Below are 22,026 nucleotides of genomic sequence, written 5' to 3'. Positions count from 1 at the left end.
ACTAAGTTCAATGAACCAACCGGAGCCTGCCCATGAAGACCGTCAACATCCACGAGGCCAAGACCCACCTGTCCCGGCTGGTCGAGGACGCTGCACGGGGCGAACCCTTCGTGATCGCGCGGGCAGGAAAGCCCCTGGTCAAGGTCACGATGATCGAAGGGGAAACCCCGCGCCGCCTGGGCTTCCTCGCAGGGCAGGCGGATATCCCCGATTATTTCGACGACATGGGGACCGAGGAAATCCGCGCCCTGTTCGAGGGCGGCAACGACCCCGCCGCATGAACCTGCTTCTGGACACGCATCTGCTGCTATGGTCGGCATTCCGGCCCGACCGGTTGTCCCGGGATGCCGCGACGATGATCGCGGATCCGGGCAACAGCCTGTGGTTCTCGGCAGCTTCCATCTGGGAGGTGGCGATCAAGCGCGCGCTGGACCGTCCGGATTTCCGCGTCGATCCGGGCGTGCTGCGCGCGGGGCTTCTGGCCAACGGCTACGCGGAACTGCCGATCGCCGGGCGCCATTGCCTGGGTCTTTCGGGAATGCCTGGCATCCATGCCGATCCCTTCGACCGCATCCTGATCGCGCAGGCCCTGGCCGAGGGGATGATGCTTCTGACCTCTGACGCCCGCATCAAAGCCTATCCCGGCCCGATCCGGGCCGTGTGACGCCGCGACGGTTTCTTGCAAACTTCACATGTCCGGGACCATGTCGATATCGGTTGTCCCTTTCGGCGTGATCGGTTGTTCTGAAATCAGCCCATCTTGGAAGGAGCAGTCATGCGCGCGGTGAGGGCCGTCCTGGGACTGGTCGTGATCGGGGCCGCGGGCATGGGCGGGCTGTGGCTGACCGAACGGCTGCTGGCCGCATCCGAACCGGTCCCCGTGGCCCAGGGTGCCGCCGCCCCCCTGCGGGTCGAGACCATCGTGCCCCCGCTTGTCACCTTTGCCGATGCCGTCACCGCCGTGGGCACCGCCCGCGCGCGGCAGGCCGTGGACCTGCTGGCGGAATCGGGCGGCCGCGTCACCCGCATCGCCTTTGAACCCGGCGACCGGGTCGAGGCGGGCGCGGTGCTGCTGGAACTGGACGACCGCGCCGAGCAGGCCGACCTGAAGGCGGCCGATGCCACCCTGGCCGAGGCGCAGGCGGCCTTTGACCGCCAGCAAAGCCTGAACCGGTCCGGCAGCGCCTCGGACGCGGCCTACCAGACCGCCCGCGCCGCGCTGCTACGCGCCGAGGCCGAGCGCGACCGCGCCGGGGTGGTCCTGGAGGACCGCAGCCTGCGCGCCCCCTTCGCGGGCATCATCGGCCTGACCGACCTGGTCGAGGGCCAGGTGATCGACACCGCGACCCCCATCGCCACCCTGGACGACCTGTCGGTGATCGCCGTCGATTTCAGCGTGCCGGAAACCCTGCTGCCGCGGCTGGAACGCGGCCAGCGGGTCGACCTGGCATCCGCCGCCTGGCCGGGTCGGACCTTCCGGGGCGCCATCAGCCGCATCGACAGCCGCGTCGATGCCGCGACCCGCAGCCTGGCGCTCCGCGCCGAAATCCCCAACAACGACCGCGCGCTGGCCGGCGGCATGTTCCTGCAGGTGCGGCTGGTGCTGGACGAACGCCAGCGTCCGGCGGTTCCGGAAAACGCGCTGACGGTCGAAGGCGACCGGACCCTGGTCATGGTCGCGGACGGCGGCACAGCGCGCCCCGTGGAGATCGTCACCGGCCAGCAGCAGGACGGGCTGGTCGAGGTCGTCTCGGGCCTCGCCCCCTCCGCCCGGGTGATCGTGACGAACCTGCACCGCCTGTCCGACGGCACGCCCATCGAAGCCGTGGCCCCCGAACGGCGCGTCGAGGCAGCCGCCCCGTCGGGGGGCGGGGGATGAGCCTGCCCGACCTGTCCCTGCGCCGCCCGGTGATGGCCACGGTCCTGAACCTGCTGATCGTGCTGATCGGCGCGGTGGCCATGTCGCGCCTGCCCGTGCGCGAACTGCCCCAGGTCGAGGCCGCCGAGGTCACCGTCCGCGTGGATTACACGGGCGCGGCCCCCGACGTGGTGGACAGCCAGGTCGCCTCGGTGATCGAGGGCGCGCTGGCGGGCGTCAGCGGCGTCACCGCGATGGAAACGGAATCCGAACGCGGGCGGATGCGCACGGTCCTGACCTTCGATTCCGGGCGCGACATCGACGACGCCGCCAATGATGTCAGGAACGCCGTGGACCGGGTGGTGAACCAACTGCCCGAGGAGGCCGACCAGCCCCGCGTGGACAAGAACGACAGCGAAGGCGACCCGGTGCTGCGCTTGTCGCTGTCCAGCCCCGCCATGACGCCCTTGCAGCTGTCCGATTACGCCGACCGCTTCCTGGTGGACCGGCTGGCCCGCCTGCCCGGCGTCGCCAACACCGCGACCTTTGGCGCGCGGTCGCCCGCCATGCGCATCTGGCTGGACCAGTCGCGCATGGCCGCCCAGGCCGTCACCACAAGCGACATCATCGCGGCCCTGGAAGCCAACAACATCGAACTGCCCGCCGGAGAGATCGAGACCGGCGCCCGGCAGTTGCAGGTGCTGGCCCGGACGCGCTTTTCCAGCGCCGACACCTTCCGCCAGGTGGTGATCCGGGATGGCGGCGAAGATGGCACCGGCCGCCCCCTGCGCCTTGGCGACGTGGCGCGCATCGAGGAAGGTCCCGAACAGCGCGAGTCGATCTTTCGGGCCAACGGGGTGATCTCGCTGGGTCTGGGCGTCCAGCCGCAGGCCCAGGCCAACACGGTGGCCATCTCGGACGCGGTCCGGGCGGAACTGGACCGGATCCGCCCGACCCTGCCCCCCGGAATGCGCCTGGACATCACCGCCGACGAGGCCGTGTTCATCGAAAGCTCGATCGCGCAGGTGATGAAGGTCTTTGCCGAGGCCGTGGGCCTGGTGATCGCGGTGATCTTTCTGTTCCTGGGATCCCTGCGGCTGTCGATGATCCCGGTCGTGACCATCCCGGTATCCGCCCTGGGCGCGGGCCTGGCGATGCTGGCCTTGGGATTTTCCATCAACATCCTGACGCTGTTCGCGCTGATCCTGGCCATTGGCCTGGTGGTGGACGACGCCATCGTGGTCCTGGAAAACATCCAGCGCCACCGCGCCATGGGCAAGTCGCGCCTGCAGGCCGCCCGCGACGGGTCCGCCCAGGTCAGCTTCGCCGTGATCGCCACCACCGCCGTGCTGATCGCGGTCTTTGTCCCCGTCAGCTTCATGGAAGGCGAGATCGGCAAGCTGTTCGCCGAATTCGGCATCGTGCTGGCCGTGGCGGTGGCGGTGTCGGCCGTGGTTGCCCTGACCCTGTCGCCGGTCCTGGCCGCCCGCATCATGCCGCGCGAGGAACGGCCGAACTGGCTGACCCGCAGCGTGAACCGGGTGATCGGCGCGCTGGAACGGGCCTATGGCGCGGTGCTGGACCGGCTGATCGCCCGGCCGGTGCCGATCCTGGCCGTGACCGCCTTTCTGATGGCAGGCGCCTTCGCCGTCTACGGCCACCTGCCCCGGGAACTGACCCCGGACGAGGATCGCGGCCAGATCCGCATCACCGTGAGCGCGCCGCAAGGGTCGAACCTGGCCTATACGGATGCGGCCACCCGTCAGGTCGAGGCGCTGCTGGAGCCGCGGCGCGCGAACGGCAGCGTCACCAACGTGACCACCATCGTCGGCACCTGGGGCGAGTTGCGCCGGTCGCTGCTGTTCGTGAACCTGGCCCCCTGGAAGGACCGCGACACCAGCGTGGACCAGGTCATCGCCACCCTGCGCCCGCAGCTGTCCCGCATCACCGGGGCCGAGACCTTTATCCGCGCCGCGGGCGGCCTTGGCCTGTCCAGCGGCCAGGGCAACATCGCCTGGATGCTGGGCGGGCCGGACATGGCGCGCACCGCCGAATGGGCGAACGACCTGGCCGCCCGGCTGGAAACCGACCCGCGCCTCGCCTCGGTCGAGGTGGGCTATTCGGCGAACCAGCCCGGCGCCAGCCTGTCGATCGACCGCACCCGCGCCCAGGATCTGGGCCTGTCGGCCGAGACCATCGCCCAGACCCTGCAGGTGCTGTTCGCATCGCGCGAGGTCGGCGAATACACCAGCGACGGGCGGCAATATCCGGTGATCCTGCAAGCCTCGCCCGCCGACCGCGATTCCGTGGGCGACATGCTGGGGGTGTTCCTGCGCAACGACCGGGGCGACCTGATCCCCTTGTCGGCCTTCGCCAGCATCCAGACGGGGGCCACCGCGCCCGCCGTCAACCGGTACGACCGGCTGATCTCGGTTGGGATGGAGGCCGACATCGCCCCCGGCACGGATCTGGCCGGTGCGATGGCCGCGGTCGAGGCGGCCGCGGCGGATCTGCCCGCGGGCGCGGTGCTGGCCTGGGACGGGCAGGCCAAGGATTACCTGGAAAGCGCGGGCGGCATCGCCACGGTCTTCGCCATGTCGCTGGTGATCGTCTTTCTGGTGCTGGCCGCGCAATTCGAAAGCTTCCGCACGCCCTTGACGATCATGCTGACGGTGCCCCTGGGCTTGGCGGGGGCGGCGCTGACGCTGCTGATCACCGGGGGGACGGTCAACATCTTTTCCCAGGTGGGGATGATCCTGCTGATCGGCATCATGGCCAAGAACGGCATCCTGATCGTGGAATTCGCCAACCAGCTGCGCGAGGAAGGCAAGCCCCTGGCCCTGGCCGCGCGCGAGGGCGCCGTGACGCGCCTGCGTCCGGTGATGATGACCACCATCGCCACGATCCTGGGCGCGGTGCCCCTGGCCGTCGCCACCGGGGCGGGGGCCGAAAGCCGCCGGGCCATCGGCGCGGTGATCGTGGGCGGGCTGTCGCTGGCCTTCATCCTGACGCTGCTGATCACCCCGGTGATCTATGTGCTGATCGAGGGGCTGCGGCGCAAGCCCGAGGCGGAGGCTGTGCCGGTGGCGGCGGAATGATTGCGTCCCGCGCTGGCCGGGGGCCAGCCCCCGGACCCCCGGGATATTTGAAGTCCAATGCAGGAGCTTGGTTGTTCGGCAGATCTACATTAGACTGCGGATATGCGTAAATCCGGGCTTTCCTGGCAAGATTTTGACGAGGGCGAAACCGCCCTGCCCCGGCCTGCCGACTGGCTGGCGGCGCAGTCGGCGCTGGCCGTTGACCTGGCCGAAGCCGCGCTGGCCGTGGGCCGGCTGGAAGCGCGGCTGGTCCTGACGGACGACAAGGCCCGCGCGGGCGCCACCCGCCGCCTGGCCCTGATCGAGATCGAGGACATGCTGCGCGCCCAGGGCACCCCCCTGTCGCGCGAGGAGATCGGCCTGGACGCCATGGCCGCCCGCGCCGGGACCGACCTGGGGGCCATGGCGCAGGCCCGCTGGGCGCTGCGGCGGCTGGAAGGGCAATCGGACCCCCTCCGGCTGCGCGATTTCCTGGCGCTGCACCGCAATACCGAAGGGGACGACGCCCCCTGGTCCGAACGCCCCGTGGGCGCGGCCTTCGATGCGGCGGCCGGGGATTTCGGGGAGGCGATGGAAGGGCTGGCGGCCTTGCATCCCCTGGCCCGCGCACCCGCCGCGCGGATGCTGTGGCGGCTGGCGGACCTTTCGCCCGACGGGGCCGCGATCGAGGGTGCCGTCTGGGCCGCCCGCGACATGGCCCGCGCCACCCCGGGCCTGGCCTTCGTGCCGCTCGGCCGCCATGGCCGGGCGATCTGGGCCGATGGCGGGCCGCCCGAACGGCGCCTGTCGCGCCACCTGGCCGCCGTGGCGCAGGGCGCAGGCGATGCCGGCCGGATGCTGGACCGGGTCGCGGACTGGGCCGAGGCCGCGCGCCAGGCCACTGCCGGCATCAAGGGCCAGAACCCCGCCCGCATCATCGCGGCCCTGGCGGCCCACCCGGTCCTGCACACGGCAGGGGTCGAGGACCTGGCCCGCATCAGCCGCGACACCGCCGAACGCCTGCTGTCGCGCATGTGCCGCATGGGGCTGGTGCGCGAAATCACGGGGGCACGGCGGTTCAGGCTGTGGGCGGCGGCACTCTAGCACGCGTCCGCTGCCCGCGGCCGGGCAGAGTTGTGCAGGAACGCTTGCGCATGATAGGAGGCTGCCGACGCCGCAAGACAATCGAAAGCCCTGATGTCCAAGCTGATCCTGCACGTCGGTACCCACAAGACCGGCACAACGACGATCCAAGATACCTTTGCCCTGAACAGACGGTTTCTTGCCGAAAAGGGGGTGATTTTCCCGCAGATCGGAAAAGCAAACGGGCAGCACGGCCTTGTCATGGACTGGATCAGCCTGCCGGAATTCTATCATCTGGACACCAGTGCCGAAGAGGCCTGGACCAGGCTGGCAAGGGATCATGGAAAGTCGGACCGCACGGTTCTGATCAGCACCGAGGAACTGTCGCGCGGAAATCCGAAGATGAGGGTGGATTTGCGCAGACTGCGCGATCTTGTATCCGGTTTCGACGACATCAAGGTCGTCTGCTGCCTGAGAAATCAAGTCTCGTTTCTGCAATCCATCTATCTTCAGGTCATCAAAAGCGGCGCTCATGTGTCTTGGCCGGGATTTTTTGAGGGTGCCGTCGGGTCAAGGACAGCAACGGGGTTGTTTTTGGACTACAATGACCTTCGGAACTACCTTGAAACCGGCTTCTCGCCCGAGGAAATAAGGTTCTTCTCCTATGAACGAGAAATCAGGTCGGTCCACGGAATCATTGGCCGCCTGATGATCGAATGCGGCCTGGAAGGGGTCATCGGTTCGCTGGAGGATCTGCCGGCCGGGCACAGCAACGTCTCGCCCGATCCCTTGGCGACCTGGGTGGCTGCGCATGTCCTGGGCAACAAGCCCTTCAAGCCTTGGCTTCTTGAAACGACGCGAGAGGCTTTGGACGACACCGGCAAGGGCGGTGGAAAGACCACGATCTTCACGAAGGACGAATTTCGCAAGATCAAGGACACGTTCGATCCACCGAACGGGAAGTTCAACGATCACGAAGCCATGCTGGGCACCGGAATGGAACTGGCGGACTTCCCCGACGAAGCAAATCTGACCTTCAGGGATGCCCTGATCCCGGCCTATTGGGTGAACCTGTCTCGGCGCCTTGTTGACAAACTTTAATATCGAAAATGGCTGGACGTTCCATGCAACAGATTTCCACTGCCGCACGACGGGCTTCCAGGTTCCTGCGGGTCTTCAGTCTTCGCAAGCCGGAACGGAACCTGATCCGCGCCGCCAAGGCTGCGAACCTGTTCGACAAGACGTATTACCTTGGCGCCTATCCGCATATCCATCCGCTTTTCAAGAGATTTCCCCTGCGGCATTACGCCGTCTATGGCGAAGGAAGCGGGTTCAGGCCGAACCCGGACTTTTCGCCCTATGCCTATCTGAAATACAATCCCGACGTGCGCGAATCCGGCATTTCCCCCCTGCTGCATTATGCGCAGGCGGGCCGCTTTGAAAACCGGATCTACAAGGATCTTCCCGAGGTCGAAAGACTGCCGCTGGACAAGGCACCGAACATCGGCGCCCTGAAAGGGAAATCCAGCCCTTATGCCGTCGTGGTGCATGTCTATTACTTCGAACTCTGGCCCGAGTTCGAGAAGATCCTGAAAGGCCTGCCCCTCGACTTCGACCTGTATGTCACCCTGGCCTATCGGGGCGAGGCGACGGACGAATGCGAACGGCAGGTCAAGGCAGCCTTTCCCGACGCCGCCGTGGTCCAGATGGAAAACCGGGGCCGCGACATCCTGCCCTTCGTGTCCCTGGTCAATGCCGGGCTGTTGTCGGATTACAAGGCGGTCTGCAAGATCCACACCAAGAAGTCCCCGCACCGCCTGGACGGCGACCTGTGGAGGCAGCACCTGATCGAGGGGTTGCTGTCGCCCCAATCCGTCGGGAACAGGCTGAACCGCTTCCTGTCCGACGATACCCTGTCCGTCTGGGTGGCGGACGGCCAGCATTACGACGACGAGAAATGGTGGGGTTCGAATTACGAGATCACCCGGCAGATCCTTCGCCGCGTCGAAATTGAACTGGATCGTTCCAATTGCGGCTTTCCCGCAGGTTCGATGTATTGGCTGAAGCCGGACATGATCGCCATGATCAAGGCGATGCAGTTGGGCACCGACAGCTTCGACATCGAACACGGTCAGGTCGATGGAACGGTGGCCCATGGCTTCGAGCGCGCCTTGGGACCGTTGTGCAAGGCCTTCGGCAACAGGATCGTGCAGACGACGGAACTGGACACGGCGCGCCCGAAAACCCCGGCCCGGACGGTGCCGCGTCATGTCAGCGCCTTTTATCTGCCGCAGTTCCACCCCACCCCGGAAAACGACAGCTGGTGGGGCAAGGGCTTCACCGAGTGGAGAAACGTGGTCACCGCCCGTCCGTCCTTCGAGGGTCACACGCAGCCGATGCTTCCCCGGGATCTGGGGTTCTACGACCTGCGCCTGACCGAGGTGATGGGCAGCCAGGCCGAACTGGCACGGCAGGCCGGCATCGACGCGTTCTGCGTTTATCATTACTGGTTCAATGGCCGCAGGATCCTGGAACAGCCGCTGGACAACCTGTTGAAGCGCCCGGACATCGACTTTCCGTTCTACCTGTGCTGGGCGAATGAAAGCTGGCGGCGCAATTGGGACGGCATGTCGGGGACGGTTCTTCTGGAACAAGGCTATCCCGAAGGCTTCGAGACCGCCTTTGCCAACGATTGCGTGCCCTACATGCGTGACAAGCGGTATCAGCGTCCCGACGGGTCGCGGCCGCGCTTCGTCATCTATCGCCCCAGCGACCTGCCCGACGCCGCGGCCTCGGTCGCCAGGCTGCGCGAGGCATGGCGGCAGAACGGCGTGGGCGAGGTCGAGATCGGCGCCGTCCTGTTCCACCTGGACCGCGGCACCGGCCGCCACGAGGACTGCTTCGACTTCTGGATCGAGATGCCGCCGCATGGCCTGGTGCAGGGAGAGGACTACCTGTTCGGCGGGCCGGGGGGCAACCTTCTCGGCCGTGAAACGAAGGGCGCCTTTTCTGGCCTGGTCTATGACTATACCCGGATCGTGCGGACCTCGGTCTCGGACAGGTATGCGCAATCCCTTCCGGCCAACACCATCCGGGGCGTGATGCCGTCCTGGGACAACACGGCCCGGCGGGGGGACAAGGCCCATGTCGCCCATGGCGCCAATCCCGCGTCCTTCAACCTATGGCTCAGGTCGTTGGCGGAAAACGGGCTGCACCGGTCCTATCGCGGGGAACTGTTCATCAACGCATGGAACGAATGGGCGGAAAAGGCGGTGCTGGAACCCAGCATGACCTATGAGAACCTGTACCTGACGGTGCTGTCACGGCATTGCCGCAAGCACGACCAGCAATCCCTTCCGTGATTGGCCACATGCGGATCTGGACCACGTTTCTTGCTCTTGCCGCGTTTCTGGCCGCCATGGCAGGGGGACCGCTGCGGGCGGAACCCAGCATTGTCTTTGGTCCCAGTCCGCGCGCGCTTGACAACCAGACCCTGTTCGCACCCGACACGGTGCCGGTCTGGCAGGATCTGCACGAGGCCGGCGTCCGGGAAATCCTGCTCAACGGCACCTTTCTTATGCCGGTGGAGTTTCGCCAGAATCCGGGGGGAACGGGTTCGTATCCCGCCCGGCCCGAAGGCAGCTATCTGCGGGCCTCCGATCTTCGCGACCTGGCCAGATTGCAGCACGACCTGGACCTGCGCATCAGCTATGAGGCGGGGGCAGGGCTTTCGGGGAAGATCTGCAAAGGGAACCTGACGCCCGCAGCGCGCGGCCGACAGGCGGCGCTGCAGGAATTCGACCAGACGGTGCTGCGGCTCGAGGAAGCGGGCATCCAGGTTGCGGTCCTGAACGTCGATGGCCCGTTCCTGCGGCTGATCGAGGGGTCCCGCAAACGCTCGAGCTGCGAGGATTCCGGGCAAGGCTTCGGCATCGACACCACGGTGCGCACGGTGCAAGCCTACCTGAAAACGATGCGCGATCTGGTGGCAAGGGCCAATCCCGACCAGCAGCCGCCGCAGTTGCGCCTGGTTGTCAACCTTCCGAACTGGCAACTGCGCGGTTTGCCGAGAAGGGGCGGCGGGAATGGCGTCGATCTGGCTGATGTGCTGACGGCCTTTGCCGATCTTCAGGCGCAAGACCCCGAACCGATCATCATATCCGAAATCGTGGTCGATTACCCCTACGCGCTTGTTCTGGCGGATCCTGACCTGTTCCGTGACCGGAACCGGCATCTGTGGAACGCGTCCCGCGGGATCAACGGGGCGCAAGAAGGGCCGGATTTCGGCTATATCACCAACAGCCTGTCCTATGCCAATCCCTGCCTGGACCGCGAGGCAAGGCCCGATATGGCCTTTCTGCCCTATCTGCGCGGAGGCCGGCCGATCAGCGCGGCCTGCCAGCGGGCGCAGACCGGCGAAGACGCGCCACCGGACGGACGAAAGGACAGCGATGCCGATTACCTGCGCGACAGCCTGGCCTATGCGGACGCGTTGCGCCCGGGCGGCGTCCTGGCCGACCAGCTTGTGGTCAGGGACGGCACCGCCATCCCGGATCATGTCGCGCATTTCTACATGCAGTCCTGGGGCATGAACCCGATGCGCAACCTTTGGTTCGCGGACCGGCTGGCGGATCACCTGCAGGAAGGACGATAGGATTCCCTGTCAGAACCGCCCCAAGGCCACCAGCAGCCAGAAGGCCAGGCGGTCCCGGCGGCTCTGGTGATAGATGCCCGACCGCCGCAATCCGGCGATCTTCTGCGGCAAGGGGGCCGAAAGCGCCCGGGTGAAGGCCTCGAGGCAGCGTCGGTTTTCCGGTGTCAGAAGGGCGGCGCAGGTCCCAAGGGCCGCGCTGTTCTGCCGCGCCCAGGTTCCGGACCGTCCCCCCAGATGCCCCCGGACCCGGGCGGACAGCGCCCGCAGGCCCCGGTCGAGACCGATGACATTGCTGTCATGCTGCCGGTAAAGGACGCCGGGCGCGGGATCCAGGACGGCCGCGCCCCCGGCCCCGGTGATCATCTGATAGGCCCACCAGTCATGGACCGGCACCGGCCCCGTCCGCCGCTCGGCCCCTTGCAGGAGATGCGCGGCGGCAGAGGTCATGACCATGGTGTTGCCGCTGAGCATGTTCTGCACCAGCGCATTGCGGAACCCCAGGGGCGCGGCCGCCGGGGCCGACAGGCCGATCGGCTTCAGGCTTTCGTCGCAGATCCGCATCCGGCAGCCATAGACGGCCAGGGGAACGGAAAGCCGCGACAGGCTTTCGACGGCGCGCGACAGGTGATCGCGTTCCCAGACATCGTCCTGGTCGCTGAAGGCCAGATGGCTGCCGCCCAGATCCGCCTGGCGCAGCAGGCTGCGGAAATTCTCGGTCGCGCCCCGGCCCGGTCCCGGCACCAGGGCGACCTGCCCTTCGGGACGCGTGCGGATGAAGTCGCCGATGATCTGCCGGCTGCGGTCGGTCGAGGCGTCGTCCGAAATCAGCAGCCGCCAGCCGCGGTGGCTTTGGGCAGCGATGCTGGCAAGCTGGTCGGGCAGGAAACGCTCGCCATTGCGGGTGGCCATCAGGATCAGGATGTCCGGCAAGGTTCAGCTTTTCCCGGCCCGGCCCACAGCCCAGGCATCACGGTAGCCCAGGCGGCCGGCCAGGGCGCCAAGCCCGTCGTCAAGCAGCGCACGATCCGCAGGGGCCAGGCGATCCTGCCCTTGCGTCAGCTGCCTGCCGTCCGCATCGGCAAACACATCCTGCGGTGCCAGTCCCAGGTTCGACAGCAGGCGGGCGCCATGCTCGCCCGGGGCGCGGACGACCTCTTCGATGCGCACCTCGTCCAGGACGATCCCTTGTTGCGCATAAAGATCGCGGACCGCGAACCAGCGGTCGTAATAGCTTTGCACCCAGGCGATCGCCCGGGGCAGGCTGTCGGGTCCCCAGCTTTGCGACACGAGCGAGACGGCCGTTCCCCGCGGATCGCGGATCACGTGCAGGCAATGGGGATCGCCCGTAAAATCCGCCAGCGCCCCGGGCGCCAGAAGGTTGTGCGGCGTCTTTTCCAGGAAATGCGTCGCGCCGGGCTTGCAGGCGATCCCCAAGGCCACGATGTCGCCGAAGAACCGGCGGGCAGCCGAACAATAGGCCTGATGCTCCATCGGCCGGCCGATGCCATTCGGCGCGATGGCGTCATGGAACCGTTCCAGCGCCAGGTTGACCCCGCGATAAACCCCCGGGCCTTCCAGCAGGGGCTGGTCGAACCCCCCGTTGCGCAACTGGTTCATGAGGGTGCGGAACCGTGCCAGCGCCACCCAGGCCCGGTTGGGCGAGAAGCTTTCGCACAGCGTCCAGCCAAGATCGACCAGCCCGTCCCGCTCGAACAGGAACTTGAGTTCGACCCCCGGGAACGAGGCAACCGCCGGATGCGCCCCAAGCGCCGCGGCAAGATAGGTGGTCCCCGACCGGCCGGGTCCGCCCATGATGATGATCCTGGCGGCGTCGGCCATGATCGGCTCAGCCATTCCTGCGGGCAGCCATCACCCGGTCGAACTCCAGCAGTTCTTCCTCGCATTCCAGCCTGGCCGCGTCCCTTTCCGAAGGGCCGGATCTTGCAGAGGGCAAGGCGATGGTTCGATGATCGGCAGCGGCCGAAGACCCGGCAGAACCTTCCACCACATGGGCAAAGAAGGTCCGCATGACATGGCTTACGCCCTCGGGCCGAACCTCGCGCAGATCCTCGGCGTAATAGGCCCCGCGGTTGAAGTTTCCGGCAATGATCTCGTAGGAGGGAAAATACCCCACGTTTTCATGCGTCGCGGCCATGTCATGGGCCGCCACCCGCAGGACCGACTTGGAATAGGTCGTGGCCGCCAGCACGTGATCGCCTGACGCCGTCGCCTTGAGCGGGACGGGAGACACCGTCAGGATGATCCTGAGATCGGGCCGGATCGCGCGCAACAGCCGGAACGTCCGGTCCAGGTCGTCGCGGACATCGTCGATGGACAGGTTCAGGAAGTCGTGGATCGCGGGATCGAACCGGCCGCCGCTGACCCCCGGGCACAACGGAAAGACCGCCCCGTCGCGCCGATCAACCCAGGCTTCCGTCAGGCCCAGCGTGAAGACGAAGACATCCATCTCGCGCAGCATCCGGCGCACCGCGGCAAGGTGGCGGTTGCGGTCGGCGCGCACCTCCTCGGCCGAGGCATAGCCGCCGGGCTGGATGGCGGGACGGAACGGATCGACAAGGCTGCGGCCGTCCGGCGCGTCCCAGACATCCGTCACGGGAACGAACATGCCCTCGGCGCGCTGGACCAGCTGCAGCAGCTGGCGGCTGGTATAGATGTTGGCATAGCGCGCCGAGAAGGTCCCATAGCCGAAGTCGCGGGCGACGGCCTGGCCCAGTGCCGGGTGAGGCTGTTCGGCGATGTAGTAGTTGTAGCCGCCCTGGGCCAGATGGCGGGCGATGTGCTGGGCAAAGCAGCTGCCGGCGGTGGCGACCTTGTCGTTTGCGCCGATGCGGAAGGGAAATTCATTGAGCGGGGCGACCTGGTCGGCCGGCACGCGGGCGACGGACCGGGTCCAGAATGCGGTTTCCGGCAGGTCGCGGTAAGGCGTGTCGCCCGGCTGGCGGGGTGCGTCCCGGTCGGCCACCATCAACTCGTCCAGCTGCGCCAGCTGCAACCGGCCATAGGACGGCGCGGCATGGGTCGCGTTCGCCGGGACATGCTGGGGCAACAGGAAACCCTGCTCATCCACCGCCTCGGCGGGATGGGGAACGAAGCGGATCCCCAGCTCGCCGCACAGCCGGCGGACCGCGGCGCTGTGCAGGCGCCACAGCTTGTAGCGGAAGGAGGGCGCGGAAACCCGGGGTGCCTTGCCCTCCTGCCGGAAGCGGTCTTCCATGTATTGGGCGATATGGTCGTTGCTGGCGATCGGCGGGGGCGATTCCAGGTGCCAGATCTCGGTTCCCGCCGCCGCCCTGAGCGCCTTGAGGATGGGCGCGATCTCTGCCTGGACGGCCCGGTCGAGAATGGCGGCCACCTGCCCCTGGGGCAGGATGTCGGCATCCTCCGCCAGCGGCAGGCCGGGGTTTTCGGCCAGAATGAAATCGAACCGGGGTTCGGGTTCGATCAGGCCCATCAGGTTATGGGCGTTGCCGCCCACCATCGAGACCACCACCGTGCGGTTCGGCCCGCCCGGCGTGCCGGTCCCGACAAGATGCATCCGGGACGAGTCCCTGCCCGCGCGCGCGTCCTCGATGTCGCGGGCCAGCGTTCCGTTGATCCGGCCGGCCGGATCGACGACGGGCAGGTATTCCGCGTGCCCCAACCGCCCCACATGCAGGTCGAACCGATGGGGACGGCCCGATCCCCAGTCGGCGATCGCAGCCGCGCTCAGCGCCCCGACATGGCTGTTGCCGATGCAGATGATCTTCATGATGCGTCTTCCAGGGCCTTGTCCGCCAGTTGGGTGATCAGTTCCCGATGCTCGTCCTGATAGACCCGTTCGACAAGTTCCGTCACGATCCTGGGGACCATGGGGGCATCGCTGTCCTCGCCCAGCGGCGTCGAAGCCATGGCGCGCAGCCAGCCAAGACGTTCGGCCGGGTTCATCCGGGCATTGGCGATGCGAGTCAGTTCGGTCTTCAGGGCGCTCCAGCTCTTGTTGGTCTGGGCGGGAACGGCCAGGGTTTCCTTGGCGATGGTGAAGTCCAGGGCCTTGCAGAACTGGCGGAAGAAGGCTTCCGGATCCCGGATCCGGGCATCCAGCATCCTGACGCGGCCCGCCCCGGCCAGCGTGTCCAGATCCTTCTTCAGGGACACGAAGGACATCTTCAACAGCGGAACGCGTTCCAGATAATCCATCGGCGCAAGTCTTCCGCCATGCATGACGTGATGGCGGTAATAGGATTCGATCAGCTTGTGCGGCTGCTTGTAGTAGAAGACGAATTCCGCGCAATCACCCGATGCGGCCAGAAACCGGTGGATGAGCGTCCGCCGCCCCCCTTCGGATCCGTAAAATCCCGCGGTGTCAGGATGGCCGAACAGGCTTTCATGGGAAATCACGACCGTCGAGGCATCGCCCGCCTGGGCCAGCAGGGCGGCAAGGCCCGGGATCGTTCCCTGGGCGCCGCCCACGATCGCCTGCGCCTCTGCCAGAAGGCCCGAGTCGCGAACCGCCACGGGACCGAAGAACGCCACCGGCTTTCCCGCACCGTCCCGGACCGCATCCTTGTTGAGATCGAAATAGGCCTGGACCAGTGTCGAACCCGTCTTTTCGGGACCAACATGGAAAATGACGCGACGCATGAAATCTCCTGGTTCGGGCCTGATGCGGCATGACCGCGATGCCCAGAATGGCAAGCCTTTGCCGCTGGACGAGCCGCATTGAACTTTAAGAGGGCGTCGGTTACAAGCCACCGCGCAAGGCAGGATGCGGAGAGCCGAGACATGTTTTTTGTGCTGGAGCTGGATTGCAGCAACGGCTCGAAGCTGGCCCTGGTCGCCGATCGTCCCGAAGACTTTGCAAGCCAGCTTGTCGGTTGCGGCGACTTCGACAGCCTGCGGCTGATCGAGGGATTGGGACCGCATTACACGATTGACGATGCCCTGCGCGCGGCCCTGAACGGGTCGGACGCCGCGCTGGTGGCGGTGCTGGCCAACCCGGCCATCGTCATCGACCCGGAAATGCCGCTCCGGCTTGGGCGCGCGCTTCTCGAGGCCCCCGATCCCGCCACGGTCGGCGTCATCACCGGCAAGGGAACGGACCGCTGGGGAAACCGGTTTTCCGCCTTCTATGCTTCCGCCGAGCCTCAGTTGCCGTTCTGCCGCACCCCTGTTCCCGTGACGGACAGCGCATCCGACCTGTTCATCCTGGCGCGCCCCCTTCTGGAGCGGCTGCTGGCGCGCGGCGCCCTGCCGCCGGTCGAAAGCCTGGCCGGATGGGCGGTCCTGGAAGGCTATCTCGAAGGGTGCGTGTCCTACCATTCCCCGCATCTGGCGGCAGGGATCTATGGCCGCCACCTGCCCCGCCAAGCCGAGGCCCATGCCGATATCCTGCAGGACCTGATCGGCAAGCGTGTCGTGCGGACAAGCGTCGCGGCGCTGGACGGGACCGTGACGCTGGGCGGCGTCCCGGAAAGGGGCCAGGATACCCGTGACTGGCATCTGAACCCCCGTGCCGATCTTGACCGCCAGATGACCAGCGCCATCCTGCCCCATTGCAGGCGGATGAGCCTGTCGATCGTCACCCGCACCCAGTTTTCGCGCCCGCACCTGCTGCGCCGCCTGCTGGCCTCGCTGAGCCGCTGGCGGTCGGACGACCTGGATCTCGAGGTGGTGCTGAGCACCGACATCGACCGCGCCCGTGCCGAAGCGGAACTGGCGGCCCTGCGGATCGACTTTCCCGCCCTGACCCTGGTCCTGGCCTGGAACGGCGCGCGGGCCGAACGCAGCCGCGTGCGCAACCTGCTGGGCGGCATCAAGGCTGCCACGCAGGACTATGTCGCCTTCGTGGACGATGACGACCACGTGCATTTCCAGGCCCTGACCATCCTGTCCACGACCCGCTTCCTGGGCACGATGCCGGTGGTCTTCATGGACACCGAACTGCGCAAGGAAGGCTGGGTCCAGGCCGGCGACGGACGCTGGGTCCTGGACTCCGCGACGGCGCACCACCGCTATCCGGCCGGCGGCTGGCGCAACATGTTCGGGGGCGTGAACCAGTTGCCGATCTGCGCCGGGATCCTGCCGCGGGACTGGGTCGTCTCGCAGGTCGGGCGCTTCGATTTCCGGCATGACTACAGCGAGGATTTCACGCTGTTCCTGCTGCTTCTGCAATCCGCCGATCTTCCGCTGATCCTGGACGTGCCGCGCCCGTTCTGCATCGTGTCGATCCGCAGCGACGGCAGCAACACCGTGACCGAGGAAGACCGCAGCGGGTGGGTCAAGGACATCTCGATGTTCCTCCATGACCTCCACATCGTCAATTCCCTCCATGGCGAGGGGCGGCTGCAAACCGTCATCGAATGCAGGACCCCGCGGCTTGCGGATGCCCCGCCCGTGCCGCTTCCCGCCAGCAATCCCCTGCGGCGCGAACTGGCCGTGGCCCGCGCCGAGAACGAGGCCTTGCGGGCGCGGCTTGCCGATCTGGAACTCCAGGCCTACGCACGGGAACGCGCCGAAGCCCCTGCTGCCGGTTGAAGGAAGCGTTCGTGAAAATCGCCATCTATACAAGCTGCGCGCTGAACTATTATGCCAAGGCCCTGGCGCTGGTTCAAAGCGCGCGCCGCAATTCGCCGGGCGCCTCGGTCACGCTGTGCCTGTGCGATGCGCTGCCCCCAGGGATCGACCCGATGGCCGACGGCTTTGCCCGCTGCTGGACGCCGGCCGACCTGGGCTATGACGAGGGCTGGATTTTCCAGCACAACATCATGGAGCTGTGCACGGCCGTCAAGGGCCGCGCCCTGGTCGAGCTGATGAAGGCCGAGCCGGACGCGGATCTCTATGTCTACCTGGACCCGGACGTTTACATCTACAACGACCTGTCCGCCGTGGCGGATTACCTGGGCAATGCCTCGATCGGGCTTGTGCCGCATATCCTGTCGGTCGAGACCACCGATATCGGGGTCCGCCTGACGGAAATGTCGGTGACCGAACACGGCATCTACAATCTCGGCCATCTTTTTGTCCGGCCCGACGCCAATGGGCGGGCACTGGCCAAGTGGTGGATGGAACGGCTGGACCGCTATTGCTTCGACGACCGGGAATTTGGGCTGTTCACCGACCAGCGCTGGATGGACCTGGTTCCGGCGGTCTTCGACGGGGTCTGCATCCTGAAGCAGCCAAACCTCGACGTGGCCAGCTGGAACCTTTCCGGGCGGCGGATCTGGATGGATGCGCAGCCGGATGTCGGTCCCGACGGGACCGGCGACGAACGCAATTTCCGGGTCGATGACTATCCCCTGCTGACCTATCATTTCTCGGGGACGGGTCCGTCGGGAACCCATCGCCGCATCCGCGAGATCTTCGACCCGGCCAATGGCGCCATCGCCGAGATCGAGCGGCGCTATGAACAGGCCATCGCCCGGAACGGCCAGGCGCGTCTGGAACATGTTCCGCCGGCCCATGACCTCTTCGACGACGGCACGCCGGTGGCGGCGGAAATGCGCAAGATCTATCGCCTGAGCACCGATTTGCAGGGCGCCTTTCCCCATCCCTATCGCACCGAGGGAAGCGGGACGCTGGCCGAATGGATGCGGCGCAACCAGCCCAGCCTGGGCAAGCTGGGGGTCAAGGCGTTCCGGCTGAATCGGTCCTTCGAGGAACTGTTCGATGCGGACTATTATGCCAGGACCTATCCCGACGCCGCCGCCGCGGTCGAGTCGGGAATGGTCCCCTCGGCAATCGCCCATTACGTCGCGATCGGATCGGGACTGTTCTACGATCCCAACGAGTTCTTCGTCAGCCGGGATTATTTCGCGCGCGCCGGAAACCTGGACCGTCACGTGCTGCGCGGCAGGTGTGGCCGCGGGCGCGAGAACACGCTCTTGTGGCATTACCTGACGGTCGGCCTGCCCAACGGGATCGAGCCGATCGACTACTTCGACAGCCGCTGGTATCTTGATCATTATCCCGACGTTGCCGATGCCATCCGCAAGGGAAGGATCGGAACGGCGCTTCAGCATTTCCTGACCTGGGGCAGCAAGGAAAACCGGCTTCCGGGACCGTCCTTCATGCCCTCGCTTCATCCGCAGCCGGACCCCGAACAGACGGATGCGCGCGGGGCGTTCGGCCTTTTCCTGCGAAACAATGGCGTGACCGGCCGGATTTCCGTGCGGGACTGAACGGGTGTTGCGGTCCCGGACATGAGCCACGGACAGGGCCGGTTCGAGAAAGCCCAAGGGCATGGGTCGATCCCGTCAGGAGCAGAGCGCACGGATCCGAGGATCACGGTCTCAGGCCTGATAATCGGCCCTTATCGGATGTCCCTCCGCGTCCTGCCGCACGGTCCTGTCCTCCGCATCATCAGGGGTTCTTGCGGCCAAGGCTGATTGTCCGCTGATTGCAAAGGGTTCCCGCAGGGCGGCTTCATCCGGCCGCCGGAAGTTCGCGGCTTCTTTGCATGAAACGATTTTTCCCCTGGCTTCTTTCTTTCAGGTCCAGAACCTGAAGGAAAAGGCGGATCATGGTCAACTTCCAGCCCGGCCGAAACTGCTGGCGCGTCGAGACGGCGGACCGGCTGTCGGTCATCATCGACGGCAAGTACTACTTCCGGGCGCTGCGCGAGGCGCTGCTGAAGGCGGAACGGCTGGTGATGATGGTCGGCTGGGACTTCGACTTCGAGATCGAGATGCTGCCCGGCGAAAGCGATGCCCGGGGACTGGCGCCCGACGGCTTTCCCAACCAGGTCGGACCCTTCCTGGAGGCCATCGTGGACCGGCGCCCCGACCTCGACATCTATCTGCTGAAATGGAGCGGCGGCGCCCTGATCGCGCCGGGCGGCATCCTGCCCGCGCTTGCCGTCAAGCTGATGTCGCCCGACCAGATCCATCTGGCCTTCGACGGCCGCCATCCGATCGGCGCCTGCCATCACCAGAAGATCGTCGCCATCGACGACAGCCTGGCCTTTTGCGGCGGCATCGACATGACCGACGGCCGCTGGGACGACCGCGAGCATCTGGACGACAACCCGCTGCGCTGCCTGAAAAGCGGGGATTGCGCGCAGCCCTGGCACGACGCCTCGACCGTGATGTCGGGACCGGCAGCGGCAGCCTTGTCGGAACTGGCCCGCGCCCGCTGGGCGCGCGCCCATGACGCCGAGCTGGAGGAGGATTTCGCCCCCGGCGGCGACCTTTGGCCCGACAGCATCACGCCTGCCTTCCGCGACATCCCCGTGGCCATCGCCCGCACCGCCCCGCCCGAAAAGACCCGCCCGGGCGTCCACGAGATCGAGGACCTGTATCTGGACGCCATCGCCGGGGCGCAGGACTGCATCTATATCGAGTCCCAGTATTTTTGCGCCGACAGCATCACCCGCGCCATCGAGCGGCGCCTGATCGAGCGCGACGGTCCCGAGGTGGTGGTGATCAACCCCCATGCCGCGCAAGGCCATCTGGAAGACCAGGCAATGCATGTCACCCGCAGCCGGATGATCCGCCACCTGCGCGCCCGCGACCGCCATGGCCGGTTCCGCATCCTGTATCCCGTCACGAAAAGCGGCGAGCCGGTCTATGTCCATGCCAAGATCATGATCGTGGACGATAACCTGCTGCGCATCGGATCCAGCAATATCGACCGCCGCTCGATGGGCTTCGACACCGAATGCGACGTGGCGATCGGGGCGCCTGACCAGGCCACGCGCGACCGGATCCGCGCCTTCCGCGACGAGCTGCTGGCCGAGCATCTGGGCCGCGATCCCGCCCGGGTGTCGGCCGAGATCGACCGCCAGGGCAGCGTGGTCGCGGCCCTGGTCCGGTTGTGCCGCGCCCAGGGACGCAGCCTGCGGATCCTGCATCCCCGTCCCGAACGGTGGCTGGGCAGCATCCTGGCCCGGACACGGTTCTTCGACCCCCGTTACCGGCGCAGCGCCGAGGCCAGGCTGGGGATCACCTCGCGTCACCTGGCGATCGGCGCGGCGATCCTGGCGGGCGGGGCGCTGCTGTGGCGGAGGAGGCGGCGAAAGGAGTGATCCGAAGCGCGGTCCCCTGCTTGCAGGGAAGTCCGTGGGTCCGCCTGCCCTTGCTTCCTGCGACCATGCCGCATCCCGACAAGGCCCCGGCCCGAGCCAACCTTCGCGCGCCCGGCAAGCAAAAGCCCTAGGGCGGTGGATGATCGGCCGCGAAGACGTGCCGCCTTGCCGAAAGCCGACCCGCAGAGGCGGCAGGATCGTGCAGGTGGCCATGAACGGCAGGTGACCGGCAAGCCTTTGCCGCAACGTTTCACAACTTATGGTTGACATATCGCGGCATTCATTGTCGAAGCACGCGCCCTCCAGATGCCTTGCCTGTCCAGCACGCTTGCAGACTTGGCAAGAACTTATTGTCATGAAACTAATTGAAAATTTACTTACTTCCACGATGGAAGAAATGGTTCCTGCATATAATATAACAATTCCGTGATCATTGGTTTTCCTGGAAAGACAAGTGTTGATCCAAACTCTCGAGTTTAATACAACCCTCAGTTGTAAACTGCGCGACTCCGAAAATTCCGTATCAGTCCGGATCTGTCCCGCTCTTCCAGAAGGCGCCGAGTGCGCCTTCGGTGGTGTGGGCAGACTGCTGCCGAGTTCGATTGTGCTGGTGCTGACACGGGTTGGCTGATGCCGCGCCCTTTGCCGACCGACAAACACACAAGGAACTGAAGAAATGATCTCCCCCGTGACACCGGGCCAGTTGGGAATTGCGACTCCGTTCGGAGAATTGTTGGGCAACTCGACGGCGGAAATGGAAAAGGAACTCCAGGATTACGTCGAGATGGGCGTGGACTGGATCCGCATCGACATCCACTGGGACCTCGTGCAGCCGACCGCCAATGGCGGCTTCAACTGGACCCTGGTCGATCGGGTCTTCAACGCCATCGCGGCCAAGGGCATCAAGATCACGGCCATTCTGAACAACACGCCCGACTGGGTGAACGACAGCATGTCAACCACCGCCGATCAGCAGGCCTATGGCCGCTTTGCCGCCGCGGCCGCGGCGCGCTATGACGCCATCGTCGATCACTGGGAAATCTTCAACGAGCAGAACAAGGCCGGGATCACGCCGCAGGCCTATACCGAGATGCTGAAGCAGGCCTACACCGCCATCAAGGCGGTGGACGCCGACGACGTGGTCATCACCGGCGGAACGGCACCTGTCCCCTCGACCGGCAACGGCATGTGGGGCGCGGTCGATTACCTCCAGCAGATGTATGCCGCCGGCGCCAAGGGCTATTTCGACGCGGTGGGCTATCACCCCTATACCTTCCCGCTGATGCCCAGCAACAACGCGGCCTGGAACGGCTGGCAGATCATGGAGGACGGC

Annotated in this window: 16 protein-coding genes; 12 read left to right on the top strand and 4 right to left on the bottom strand. The window is 66.2% G+C overall.

Annotation, left to right across the window (positions count from 1 at the left end):
- The first annotated feature begins 32 nt into the window (after positions 1-32).
- The 8 genes from GIY56_RS15860 (at position 33) to GIY56_RS15825 (ending at position 10,672) form a co-directional block, all read left to right on the top strand.
- Positions 33-281 carry a type II toxin-antitoxin system Phd/YefM family antitoxin gene (locus GIY56_RS15860; protein ID WP_154765841.1) on the top strand — a complete coding sequence of 83 codons (249 nt, stop codon included), beginning with the start codon at positions 33-35 and terminating at the stop codon, positions 279-281.
- Complete coding sequence (locus GIY56_RS15855; protein ID WP_154765840.1) at positions 278-664, top strand: type II toxin-antitoxin system VapC family toxin; 387 nt, start codon at positions 278-280, stop codon at positions 662-664. Before GIY56_RS15860 ends, GIY56_RS15855 begins: the two co-directional genes overlap by 4 nt.
- Before the next feature lie 111 nt (positions 665-775).
- Positions 776-1,879 (top strand): efflux RND transporter periplasmic adaptor subunit, encoded by a 1,104-nt coding sequence (locus GIY56_RS15850; RefSeq protein WP_154765839.1) that lies wholly within the window; start codon positions 776-778, stop codon positions 1,877-1,879.
- Positions 1,876-4,956: an efflux RND transporter permease subunit gene (locus tag GIY56_RS15845; protein WP_154765838.1), complete on the top strand. Its 3,081-nt coding sequence runs from the start codon at positions 1,876-1,878 to the stop codon at positions 4,954-4,956. The genes GIY56_RS15850 and GIY56_RS15845 overlap by 4 nt, the downstream gene beginning before the upstream one ends.
- A 102-nt stretch (positions 4,957-5,058) precedes the next feature.
- The gene (locus tag GIY56_RS15840; RefSeq protein ID WP_154765837.1) at positions 5,059-6,039 is read left to right on the top strand and encodes a hypothetical protein; all 981 of its coding nucleotides are present in this window, start codon (positions 5,059-5,061) and stop codon (positions 6,037-6,039) included.
- A gap of 93 nt (positions 6,040-6,132) precedes the next feature.
- Positions 6,133-7,119, top strand: coding sequence for a hypothetical protein (locus GIY56_RS15835; protein WP_154765836.1), 987 nt, complete (start codon positions 6,133-6,135; stop codon positions 7,117-7,119).
- A gap of 23 nt (positions 7,120-7,142) precedes the next feature.
- Positions 7,143-9,380, top strand: coding sequence for a glycoside hydrolase family 99-like domain-containing protein (locus GIY56_RS15830; RefSeq protein WP_154765835.1), 2,238 nt, complete (start codon positions 7,143-7,145; stop codon positions 9,378-9,380).
- An 8-nt stretch (positions 9,381-9,388) separates the two neighbouring features.
- Entirely contained in the window at positions 9,389-10,672 is a 1,284-nt protein-coding gene (locus tag GIY56_RS15825; RefSeq protein WP_154765834.1) for a hypothetical protein, read from the top strand.
- Between the two features lie 9 nt (positions 10,673-10,681).
- Here the strand turns inward: GIY56_RS15825 and GIY56_RS15820 are convergent, their stop codons facing one another.
- Genes GIY56_RS15820 through GIY56_RS15805 form a run of 4 tightly spaced genes read right to left on the bottom strand, consistent with a single transcriptional unit; the run spans position 10,682 to position 15,313 of the window.
- Positions 10,682-11,602, bottom strand: coding sequence for a glycosyltransferase (locus GIY56_RS15820; protein WP_154765833.1), 921 nt, complete (start codon positions 11,600-11,602; stop codon positions 10,682-10,684).
- 3 nt (positions 11,603-11,605) lie between these two features.
- On the bottom strand, positions 11,606-12,526 hold the full coding sequence (locus tag GIY56_RS15815) for a sulfotransferase (RefSeq protein ID WP_154765832.1): 921 nt from the start codon (positions 12,524-12,526) through the stop codon (positions 11,606-11,608).
- Positions 12,519-14,441, bottom strand: coding sequence for a GSCFA domain-containing protein (locus GIY56_RS18605; RefSeq protein ID WP_230312573.1), 1,923 nt, complete (start codon positions 14,439-14,441; stop codon positions 12,519-12,521). Before GIY56_RS18605 ends, GIY56_RS15815 begins: the two co-directional genes overlap by 8 nt.
- The gene (locus GIY56_RS15805; protein WP_154765831.1) at positions 14,438-15,313 is read right to left on the bottom strand and encodes a hypothetical protein; all 876 of its coding nucleotides are present in this window, start codon (positions 15,311-15,313) and stop codon (positions 14,438-14,440) included. Before GIY56_RS15805 ends, GIY56_RS18605 begins: the two co-directional genes overlap by 4 nt.
- 141 nt (positions 15,314-15,454) lie before the next feature.
- On the opposite strand from GIY56_RS15805, the gene GIY56_RS15800 reads away from it, so the two are divergent.
- From GIY56_RS15800 to GIY56_RS15785, 4 genes are all read left to right on the top strand, one after another.
- On the top strand, positions 15,455-17,206 hold the full coding sequence (locus GIY56_RS15800) for a glycosyltransferase family A protein (protein ID WP_154765830.1): 1,752 nt from the start codon (positions 15,455-15,457) through the stop codon (positions 17,204-17,206).
- Between the two features lie 11 nt (positions 17,207-17,217).
- Entirely contained in the window at positions 17,218-18,849 is a 1,632-nt protein-coding gene (locus GIY56_RS15795; RefSeq protein ID WP_154765829.1) for a hypothetical protein, read from the top strand.
- Positions 18,850-19,190: 341 nt separating this feature from the next.
- Complete coding sequence (locus GIY56_RS15790; protein ID WP_154765828.1) at positions 19,191-20,693, top strand: phospholipase D-like domain-containing protein; 1,503 nt, start codon at positions 19,191-19,193, stop codon at positions 20,691-20,693.
- Between the two features lie 754 nt (positions 20,694-21,447).
- Positions 21,448-22,026: family 1 glycosylhydrolase (locus GIY56_RS15785; RefSeq protein WP_196053661.1), on the top strand; the 579-nt coding region annotated here is incomplete at its 3' end.

Origin of the sequence: Paracoccus lichenicola, from assembly GCF_009708075.1 — a bacterium.
Lineage (GTDB): Bacteria > Pseudomonadota > Alphaproteobacteria > Rhodobacterales > Rhodobacteraceae > Paracoccus > Paracoccus lichenicola.
This window is presented reverse-complemented; position numbering and strand designations above follow the sequence as displayed.